The organism is Pseudomonas sp. AKS31 (assembly GCF_023634765.1).
GTDB lineage: Bacteria > Pseudomonadota > Gammaproteobacteria > Pseudomonadales > Pseudomonadaceae > Aquipseudomonas.
Map to the genome: position 1 here is coordinate 74,640 of NZ_JAMLFX010000010.1, position 9,255 is coordinate 83,894.

Sequence of the window (9,255 nt, forward strand, 5' to 3'; positions counted from 1 at the left end):
GATGCTGCGTGCTTGAGCAGGTTGAGTGAATCCCGGACAATGCGGCCTCTTTTTCTAACGCTTGGGCGTGATAAACGATGTCGACAGACAAGGTTTCTGTCCACGGCAGTTGGGCTAGCCGCTGGGTATTCATACTCGCCGCGACCGGTTCGGCCGTGGGACTGGGTAGTATCTGGAAGTTCCCCTACATGGTCGGGGTCTACGGCGGCGGCGCCTTTGTGCTGATGTTTCTGGCGTGCATCGCGCTGATCGGCATCCCGGTCATGCTCGCTGAAACCCTGATCGGCCGGCGCGCCCGGCAAAGTCCGGCGAACGCCTTGAAGGTGCTGGCACTGGAAGCCGGGCACTCGGGCAAATGGTCGTGGGGCGCATTTGCCGGGATGATCACGGCATTGTTGATCCTGTCTTTCTATAGTGTGGTCGGCGGCTGGTCGCTCGACTACATTGTCGATATGGGCCGCGGCGACTTCCAGGGCGCCACGGCCGATCAGGTCGGCGCTTATTTCGGCAATGTCATCTCCAATCCATGGCGTCTGACACTTTGGCATACGATTTTCATGCTGCTGTCGGCCTTCGTCATCGCCAAGGGCGTGGTCGCCGGGCTTGAGCGCAGCCTGCGCATCATGATGCCGCTGCTGTTCGTGATGATTCTGGTGTTGCTGGGTTACAGCATGACCACCGGGCATTTCATGGAAGGCGTGCATTTCATGTTCGACTTCCACCCGGAAAAAGTCCTCGACGGCTTGCTGCCGGCGATGGGGCATGCGTTCTTCTCGCTGAGCGTCGGTGTCGGTTCGATCATGATCTACGGCGCTTACATGCCGAAGAGTTCGTCGTTGTCCGGTACGGTTGTCGGTGTGGCGCTGCTCGACACGTTTGTGTCGCTGATCGCAGGTCTGGCCTTGTTCCCGATTGTCTTCGCCGGCGGCCTGAACCCTAGCGAAGGGCCCGGCCTGATGTTTGTCAGTCTGCCGTTTGCCTTTGGTAACGTGGCGTTCGGGCAACTGATGGGCGTGGTGTTCTTTGTGTTGGTGGCGATTGCTGCCTGGAGTTCGGCGATTTCCCTTCTGGAGCCGATGGTTGCCTATCTGGTTGAACGCACGAAAGTCAGCCGCGCCTGGGTGACTTTCTGGCTGGCGTTCATCTGCTGGTTCGTCGGTCTGGGCACGGTGTTCTCCTTCAATATCTGGAAGGAAGCCAAATTTTTCGTGAACGAAGGCGGGATGTTCCATCTCTACCAATGGGGTGCGCAGAGCGGTCTGGACTTCTTTGGTGTGATCGATTTCTTCACCTCGCGGATCATGTTGCCGCTCGGTGGCCTGTGTTTCGTGCTGTTTGCCGGTTGGGTGATGGGGCGTGAAGCGGTACGCGACGAGTTGTCGATCCGCAATCCGCTATTGTTCGCCCTGTCTTTGTTCTTGATGCGCTACGTGGCGCCCATCGGCATTCTTGTAGTGTTTGCCGCTCAGCTCTGGAAGTAACGCTCACATGACGACACATATTCAACGATCGGCGCTGCTGCCGTACCCGGCGCAATTTCTCTACGACCTGGTCAACGACGTGGCGCGTTACCCGGAATTTCTGCCTTGGTGTTCTTCGGCTGAAGTGCTGGAAAGCTCGCCGGAACATATGCGCGCTAGTGTTGGCGTGGCCAAGGGCGGCCTCAGTCAGCATTTCGTGACGCGCAATACTTTGGTGCCGGGGCAATCGATCGAGATGAACCTGGAAGAAGGGCCATTCAATCAGCTGCACGGTGTCTGGGTGTTCAAGGCGTTGAACGAGAAGGCCTGCAAGATCAGCCTGGATCTGTCGTTCGATTACGCCGGGCCGCTGGTGCGCGCGACGTTGGGCCCGCTGTTCAATCAGGCCGCGAATACGCTAGTGGACGCATTCTGCCAACGCGCCAAGCAGATGCATGGTTGAGCCGGTGATCGAGATAGAGGTGGTGTACGCGGCCGTGGATCGCCAGGTATTGCGCTCGTTCAGCGTCAATGACGGCGCGACGGTGCGGGCTGCGGTGCTTGCATCGGGTATCGGTAGCGAGTTTCCCGAGTTGAATCTGGCGGAGTGCCCGCTGGGTATCTTTGGCAAAGTGGTTGCTGATCCGGATTCGCGGGTGATTCAGCCAGGGGAGCGCATCGAGATTTATCGCCCATTGCTTGCCGATCCGAAAGAGGTTCGACGCTTGCGAGCGGCCAAGGCTGCCGAAGCCAAGGCTCGAAACGCTTGAAAAGCCAAATCGCAGGCAATAAAAAACCCGGATATTCCGGGTTTTTTATTGCCTCGCCAATTATTGCGGCGAGGTATCCAGCGGCTCTGGTGTCGGAACCGGAACGGTTTCTACACCATCGACGTCCTTCTGGATCTGATCCAGCAAGGAGCCTGGCTTGACCGGCTTTTCCGGTGTTGGCTTCTCGGCGTTTTCAGCAGGAGCGGTCACCGTAGTACCACTGTCCTTGCCGAGAATGGCTTCGTCACGGCTTACGCCCGGCATAAAGTCACCGGACAGGCTGACAAGCTGGTCGTTTGAGTTGAAAATAACGCTGATGCGTTCCTGTTGGCGTTCACCGCCACCCGGTTGCAGGCTGTACAGATAATCCCAGCGATCGGCATGGAACGTGTCGACAAGCAGAGGGTTGCCCATGATAAACCGTACTTGCGGCCGGGTCATTCCCGGGCGTAACTGGTCTATCATGTCCTGCGTGACGACATTGCCCTGCTGGATGTCGATTTTGTAAACCCCGGGGAATGAACAACCGGCGAGTGCGAGCAGTCCCACAAAGGTGAAACTGGTTAGCAAGAGCTTGGTGTTTTGCATCGGTGGGCGACTTCCACTATCTTGGCTGGGACAACGTAAACGCCGATCATACCCGCATTAAGAGAAGCTGCGAAGCAGCATCGCGAGAAAGCTGACCATGGTTGAAAATAGCGAACTACGCAAAGCCGGCCTCAAAGTGACCCTGCCACGGGTCAAGATCCTGCAAATGCTCGACTCCACCGAGCAGCGTCACATGAGTGCCGAGGACGTCTACAAGGCGTTGATGGAAGCTGGTGAGGACGTCGGTCTGGCCACGGTTTACCGTGTTCTGACCCAGTTCGAAGCGGCTGGCCTCGTGGTCCGTCACAACTTCGACGGCGGTCATGCGGTATTCGAATTGGCCGACGGTGGACACCACGACCATATGGTCAACGTGGAAACCGGTGAAGTCGTCGAATTCGTCAGCCCGGAAATCGAAAAGCTCCAGAAAGCAATTGCCGAGGAGCACGGTGTGGATCTTGTAGATCACAATCTGGTGCTGTACGTACGCAAGAAAAAGTAAGCATGTCGCGCGAATTTCACATTCGCGAAACGAACGAAGGCGACCCAAGGGTCGCCTTCGTGCTTTCTTGCGTTCCTAAACCTTGGCGGTGACCACCATTTTTTTCGCGTGGGCGAGGGATTCCTTGGTCAGGTCAATGCCGCCGAGCATGCGCGCCACTTCTTCTATACGCTCGTTCTTGCTCAGCTTGGAAACGGCGGTGTGCGTCGCCTCTTCGCCGCGCACCTTGTGCACGAACAGGTGCTGATGGCCCTGCGCTGCCACCTGCGGCAAGTGCGTGACGGTCAGAACCTGGCCGCGATCCCCGAGACGGCGCAACAGTTGGCCGACAATTTCCGCGGTCGGGCCACCGATGCCGACGTCCACTTCGTCGAATACCAGCGTCGGAACACGAGATGTCTGTGCGGTGATGACCTGAATCGCCAGGCTGATCCGTGACAGCTCACCGCCGGAAGCGACTTTTGCCAATGCCTTGAGCGGCTGGCCCGGGTTGGCGCTGACCAACAATTCGACCTGCTCCAGCCCGTTGGGCAATAACTCGTCGCTGCTGTTGGCTTTCAATTCGATGGTGAAGCGACCACCCGGCATGCCCAGTCGCTGAATTTCCTGCTCGACTGCGCTGGCGAGACTGTCGGAGGCTTGATGACGCAAATCGCTCAGTTCTCGGGCTTTCTCTTGATAGTGGCGGGCGTAGGAGGCGAGTTCTTCACCCAGACGCTCGATGGATTCGTCGTTGGCGTTGAGGGTTTCGATCTCATCCAGCAGCTTCTGCTGCATTTCGCCGACTTCGGTGGGTTGAATCCGGTGTTTGCGCGCCAGGGTATAAATAGCGTCGAGACGTTCTTCCAGATATTGCAGGCGCGCCGGATCGGCATCGAAGTTATCGAGGAAGCGATTCAGTTCGCCGACGGCTTCTTCTACCTGAATCTGTGCGCTGGTGAGCAAACTGCTCGCTTCGCCCAGTGCGCCGACGGAGTTGTTCACGCTCGACAGGCGATTGAGGCTCGCAGTCAGTGCGTTCAATACATTGCCGGAATCGCTTTCGCTGCATTGCTCGACCACTTGCCGACAAATGCCCAGCAAGGTTTCGGCGTTGGTCAGGTTTTTGTGTTCCTGCTCCAGTTGTTCCAGCTCGTTATCACCGAGGCCGAGGTTTTCCAGCTCTTCGAGTTGATAGCTCAGCAACTGATGGCGCGCGCGTTGTTCGTCGCCGGAATTGGAGAGGCGCTCCAGCTCTTGGCGAGTCTGGCGCCAGCGCTGGGCGGCGAGCTGAACCTGGCGGGCCAGGTCGGTAGCGCCGGCGTACTCATCCAGCAGGCGGCGATGAGTATCGGTTTTCAGCAGGGACTGGTGTTCATGCTGGCTGTGGATATCGATCAACAACTCGCCCAATGACTTGAGGTCGCCGAGCGGGCAGGGCGTGCCGTTGATGTAGCCGCGCGAACGACCTTCCGATGTGATCACCCGGCGCAGAATGCACGGGCCATCAGTCTCCAGATCGCGCTCGGCCAGCCATGCGCTGGCTTCAGGGATGTCCGCCAGATCGAAGGTCGCGAGGATGTCGGCCTTGTCGGCGCCGGGACGCACCACGCCGCTGTCGGCACGATCACCGAGGGTCAGGCCCAGCGCGTCGAGCATGATCGATTTGCCAGCGCCGGTTTCACCCGTGATCACGCTCATCCCGCGATCAAGTTCGAGATCGAGATGTTCAACGATGGCGTAGTTATGTACGGACAGGTGCACCAGCATAAAGGCCGCTCCCAAGCTAAAGGTCTGGTTATTTATACAGTGTTTTGTTTCGCGCTGACAATGCCCTCCCTTAGCTCGATTTGCTTGGATCTGAAATCTGCTTAGCGCATCGAGGAATGAAGATTCGACACTTTTTTGTAGGGTTAATGTTTGAAGGCCCTTGAAGCCTGATTTTGCGGCCCCATATATCGGGGCAGAAGCGCGAGTCAGGCTCGCGGACGAAATTGAAAGGAGAATTCTATGGCTGACGAACAGACAGTAGATACGCAAAACCCAGAAGCCAATCAGGCGCCCGAAGGTTCGGGTGATGACCTGGCGACCCGTGTACAAGTGCTCGAAGAGCAATTGGCCGCCGCGCAGGATCAATCTCTGCGTGTTGCTGCCGATCTGCAGAACGTCCGTCGCCGTGCCGAACAGGACGTCGAAAAGGCGCACAAGTTTGCCCTGGAAAAATTTGCCGGCGACCTGTTGCCGATCGTTGACAGCCTGGAGCGCGGCCTCGAGCTGTCGAACCCGGACGACGAAAGCATTCGGCCGATGCGCGAAGGCATCGAGCTGACGCTGAAGATGTTCCACGACACCCTCAAGCGTTATCAGCTGGAAGCGATCGATCCGCATGGCGAACCGTTCAACGCCGTTCACCATCAGGCGATGGCCATGCAGGAAAGCGCCGACGTAGAACCGAACAGTGTTCTGAAGGTGTTCCAGAAGGGCTACCAGCTCAACGGTCGCCTGCTGCGTCCGGCCATGGTTGTGGTCAGCAAGGCGCCTGCGCCAATTTCGCCTTCGATTGACGAGAAGGCTTGAAATTAGCCGCAAGGCCCCCATTTAGAAGTCAAGCGTTTAAGTATTACCGCAGTTAGCCACCACTGCTGCGGCAAAAAAATCCAAAGTTTCGGGAGAGTTAACATGGGCAAAATTATCGGTATCGACCTGGGGACCACCAACTCCTGCGTCTCCGTGCTGGAAAACGGCAAGGCAAAAGTTATTGAAAACGCTGAAGGCGCGCGTACCACGCCGTCGATCATCGCGTACGCCAACGATGGCGAAATCCTCGTAGGTCAGTCGGCCAAGCGTCAGGCTGTGACCAACCCGCACAACACTCTGTACGCGGTAAAGCGTCTGATCGGTCGTCGTTTCGACGAAGAAGTTGTGCAGAAAGACATCCAGATGGTCCCTTACAAGATCGTCAAGGCTGACAACAACGACGCCTGGGTTGAAGTGAACGGCCAGAAAATGGCACCGCCACAAATCTCGGCTGAAATTCTGAAGAAGATGAAGAAGACCGCCGAAGACTACCTCGGCGAGACCGTGACCGAAGCGGTAATCACCGTTCCGGCCTACTTCAACGACAGCCAGCGTCAGGCGACCAAAGACGCCGGCCGCATCGCCGGTCTGGACGTAAAACGTATCATCAACGAACCAACCGCAGCGGCTCTGGCCTACGGTATGGACAAGGCCAAGGGCGATCACACCGTGATCGTTTATGACCTGGGTGGCGGTACTTTCGACGTTTCCGTGATCGAGATCGCTGAAGTTGATGGCGAGCACCAGTTCGAAGTTCTGGCCACCAACGGTGACACGTTCCTTGGTGGTGAAGACTTTGACATTCGTCTGATCGACTACCTCGTTGACGAATTCAAGAAAGAAAGCGGCATGAACCTCAAAGGTGATCCGCTGGCCATGCAGCGCCTGAAAGAAGCCGCTGAGAAAGCCAAGATCGAGCTGTCGTCCGCTCAGTCGACCGACGTCAACCTGCCGTACATCACTGCAGACGCCACCGGTCCTAAGCACCTGAACGTGAAGATCTCGCGTGCCAAGCTCGAAGCATTGGTAGAAGACCTGGTTCAGCGCACCATCGAGCCTTGCCGCATCGCCATGAAAGACGCGGGTATCGACGTTGGCGCGATCAACGACGTGATTCTGGTCGGTGGCCAGACCCGTATGCCGCTGGTACAGAAGCTGGTTACCGATTTCTTCGGTAAAGAAGCGCGCAAAGACGTTAACCCGGACGAAGCCGTTGCCATGGGTGCTGCGATTCAGGGCGCCGTTCTGGCCGGTGACGTGAAAGACGTTCTGCTGCTCGACGTCAGCCCGCTGACCCTGGGTATCGAAACCATGGGTGGCGTGATGACCGCGCTGATCGAGAAAAACACCACGATTCCTACCAAGAAATCGCAAGTGTTCTCGACTGCCGACGACAATCAGGGCGCTGTGACCATTCATGTTCTGCAGGGTGAGCGCAAGCAAGCCGCACAGAACAAGTCCTTGGGCAAGTTCGATCTGGCCGACATTCCACCAGCTCCACGTGGCGTGCCGCAGATCGAAGTGACCTTCGACATCGACGCTAACGGCATCCTGCACGTTGGTGCGAAAGACAAGGCTACCGGCAAGACCCAGTCGATCGTGATCAAGGCCAACTCCGGTCTGTCCGACGAAGAAATCGAGCGCATGGTGCGTGACGCCGAAGCCAACGCTGAGGAAGACCGCAAGTTTGAAGAGCTGGCCGCTGCCCGCAACCAGGGTGACGCACTGGTTCACTCGACTCGCAAGATGATTGCTGACGCGGGCGACAAGGTCACCGCCGAAGAGAAGACTGCGATCGAGGCTGCTGTGGTTGCTCTGGAAGCCGCTGTCAAAGGCGACGACAAGGCTGCCATCGAAGCCAAGGTTGAGGAGCTGTCGAAAGTCTCCGCCCCGGTTGCTCAGAAGATGTACGCCGAACAGGCTCAGCCAGCTGATGGCGCGGCCCCGCAAGGCGAATCGGCTGAGAAGGCTGACGACGTTGTCGATGCAGAGTTCGAAGAAGTCAAAGACCACAAGTAAGTTGTTGGTCGGCCGGTTGACTGCCTTCAGGCAGTGACTGGTAGGATGTCGCCGCGCGGGAGCTAGCTCCCGCGTTGGCGTATCTGGAATACGCGAATTTTTACAGCATGCGACAAGCCTCGCGTGTTGCTGGTATGGCCGGGAATGCTCCTGCTTTCCGCGCCGCAAGTACCACAAGAAACAAAGACCAGGATCGTTGAATTGACGTGAGTTGGGTCCGGGCCTGTATTGGGGCTCAACGAGTTTGGCCATCCTCAGGAGGGGTTTGCCGGACGTCCTCAAGAGTGCAAAGAACTTATGGCAAAGCGTGACTATTACGAAGTATTGGGTGTTGAGCGCGGCTCAAGCGAAGCGGACCTGAAAAAGGCCTACCGTCGCCTGGCGATGAAGCACCACCCGGACCGTAATCCCGGTGACAAAGCGTCGGAAGATATGTTCAAAGAGGCCAATGAGGCCTACGAAGTGCTGTCCGATTCCAGCAAGCGCGCGGCGTACGACCAGTACGGTCACGCCGGCGTCGACCCGAGCATGGGTGGCGGTGGTGCCGGTTTCGGTGGCCAGAACTTCTCGGACATCTTTGGCGATGTCTTCAGTGATTTCTTCGGTGGCGGTCGCGGCGGTTCCCGTGGCGGCGCCCAGCGTGGCAGCGACTTGCGCTACACCCTGGAGCTGAATCTGGAAGAAGCGGTGCGCGGCACGACCGTGAATATCCGCGTACCGACGCTGGTCAACTGCAAGCCGTGCGATGGTTCCGGTGCGAAGAAAGGCTCGTCGCCTTCGACGTGCCCGACCTGCGGCGGCATCGGTCAGGTGCGCATGCAGCAGGGCTTCTTCTCGGTGCAGCAAACCTGCCCGCGTTGCCATGGCCAGGGCAAGATCATTTCCGATCCGTGCGACTCCTGCCACGGTGACGGCCGCGTTGAAGAGTACAAAACCCTGTCGGTCAAAGTGCCGGCTGGCGTCGATACCGGAGACCGCATTCGTCTGTCCGGCGAAGGCGAAGCGGGTACGCAGGGCGGCCCGACGGGCGACCTGTATGTCGTCATCAATGTGCGCGAGCACGACATCTTCCAGCGCGATGGCAAGCATCTGTTCTGCGAAGTGCCGATCAGCTTCGTCGATGCTGCATTGGGCGGCGAGCTGGAAATTCCGACCCTCGACGGTCGCGTCAAACTGAAAATCCCTGAGGGCACTCAGACCGGCAAGCAGTTCCGCGTGCGCGGCAAAGGTGTGGCGCCGGTACGTGGCGGTGGTGCGGGCGACTTGATGTGCCGTGTGGCAGTCGAGACTCCGGTCAACCTGAACCGTCGTCAGCGCGAGCTGCTGGAAGAGTTCCGCAGCTCGCTGGCCGACGACAACA

9 protein-coding genes are annotated in these 9,255 nt (G+C 58.0%); 7 read left to right on the forward strand and 2 right to left on the reverse strand.

All coding sequences use genetic code 11. The annotated features are described in order from the left end of the window. Nucleotides 1-77 precede the first annotated feature (77 nt). From M9827_RS21560 to M9827_RS21570, 3 genes are read left to right on the forward strand one after another with little or no spacing between them, the layout of a single operon-like run. Nucleotides 78-1,481, forward strand: coding sequence for a sodium-dependent transporter (locus tag M9827_RS21560; protein ID WP_250607065.1), 1,404 nt, complete (start codon nucleotides 78-80; stop codon nucleotides 1,479-1,481). A 7-nt stretch (nucleotides 1,482-1,488) separates the two neighbouring features. Further along, nucleotides 1,489-1,923 carry a type II toxin-antitoxin system RatA family toxin gene (locus M9827_RS21565; protein ID WP_003221509.1) on the forward strand — a complete coding sequence of 145 codons (435 nt, stop codon included), beginning with the start codon at nucleotides 1,489-1,491 and terminating at the stop codon, nucleotides 1,921-1,923. Next, nucleotides 1,916-2,230, forward strand: coding sequence for an RnfH family protein (locus M9827_RS21570; protein WP_250607066.1), 315 nt, complete (start codon nucleotides 1,916-1,918; stop codon nucleotides 2,228-2,230). Before M9827_RS21565 ends, M9827_RS21570 begins: the two co-directional genes overlap by 8 nt. A gap of 60 nt (nucleotides 2,231-2,290) precedes the next feature. On the opposite strand, the gene M9827_RS21575 is transcribed toward M9827_RS21570, so the two are convergent. Further along, nucleotides 2,291-2,818 (reverse strand): outer membrane protein assembly factor BamE, encoded by a 528-nt coding sequence (locus M9827_RS21575; RefSeq protein WP_007915215.1) that lies wholly within the window; start codon nucleotides 2,816-2,818, stop codon nucleotides 2,291-2,293. A 97-nt stretch (nucleotides 2,819-2,915) separates the two neighbouring features. On the opposite strand from M9827_RS21575, the gene fur reads away from it, so the two are divergent. Beyond that, a complete protein-coding gene (gene fur, locus M9827_RS21580) occupies nucleotides 2,916-3,320 on the forward strand; it encodes a ferric iron uptake transcriptional regulator (protein ID WP_003221515.1) in 405 nt (134 codons plus the stop codon). Nucleotides 3,321-3,395: 75 nt separating this feature from the next. Here fur and recN read toward each other — a convergent pair whose 3' ends face one another. Beyond that, nucleotides 3,396-5,069: a DNA repair protein RecN gene (gene recN / locus M9827_RS21585; RefSeq protein ID WP_250607067.1), complete on the reverse strand. Its 1,674-nt coding sequence runs from the start codon at nucleotides 5,067-5,069 to the stop codon at nucleotides 3,396-3,398. 240 nt (nucleotides 5,070-5,309) lie between these two features. Between recN and grpE the strand changes: the two genes are divergently transcribed. The 3 genes from grpE to dnaJ all read left to right on the forward strand — a co-directional run. Next, complete coding sequence (grpE, locus tag M9827_RS21590) at nucleotides 5,310-5,876, forward strand: nucleotide exchange factor GrpE (protein ID WP_123451551.1); 567 nt, start codon at nucleotides 5,310-5,312, stop codon at nucleotides 5,874-5,876. Between the two features lie 102 nt (nucleotides 5,877-5,978). Then, nucleotides 5,979-7,895, forward strand: coding sequence for a molecular chaperone DnaK (gene dnaK, locus M9827_RS21595; RefSeq protein WP_250607068.1), 1,917 nt, complete (start codon nucleotides 5,979-5,981; stop codon nucleotides 7,893-7,895). 297 nt (nucleotides 7,896-8,192) lie between these two features. Then, on the forward strand, nucleotides 8,193-9,255 hold a 1,063-nt coding region (dnaJ, locus tag M9827_RS21600), incomplete at its 3' end, for a molecular chaperone DnaJ (protein WP_250607069.1).

Bases quoted from the DNA above. Each gene is read 5' to 3' on its own strand.
- M9827_RS21575 (WP_007915215.1), bottom strand. From the start codon at position 2,818: ATGCAAAACACCAAGCTCTTGCTAACCAGTTTCACCTTTGTGGGACTG.
- recN (WP_250607067.1), bottom strand. From the start codon at position 5,069: ATGCTGGTGCACCTGTCCGTACATAACTACGCCATCGTTGAACATCTC.
- M9827_RS21565 (WP_003221509.1), top strand. From the start codon at position 1,489: ATGACGACACATATTCAACGATCGGCGCTGCTGCCGTACCCGGCGCAA.
- M9827_RS21570 (WP_250607066.1), top strand. From the start codon at position 1,916: ATGGTTGAGCCGGTGATCGAGATAGAGGTGGTGTACGCGGCCGTGGAT.
- M9827_RS21560 (WP_250607065.1), top strand. From the start codon at position 78: ATGTCGACAGACAAGGTTTCTGTCCACGGCAGTTGGGCTAGCCGCTGG.
- grpE (WP_123451551.1), top strand. From the start codon at position 5,310: ATGGCTGACGAACAGACAGTAGATACGCAAAACCCAGAAGCCAATCAG.
- fur (WP_003221515.1), top strand. From the start codon at position 2,916: ATGGTTGAAAATAGCGAACTACGCAAAGCCGGCCTCAAAGTGACCCTG.
- dnaK (WP_250607068.1), top strand. From the start codon at position 5,979: ATGGGCAAAATTATCGGTATCGACCTGGGGACCACCAACTCCTGCGTC.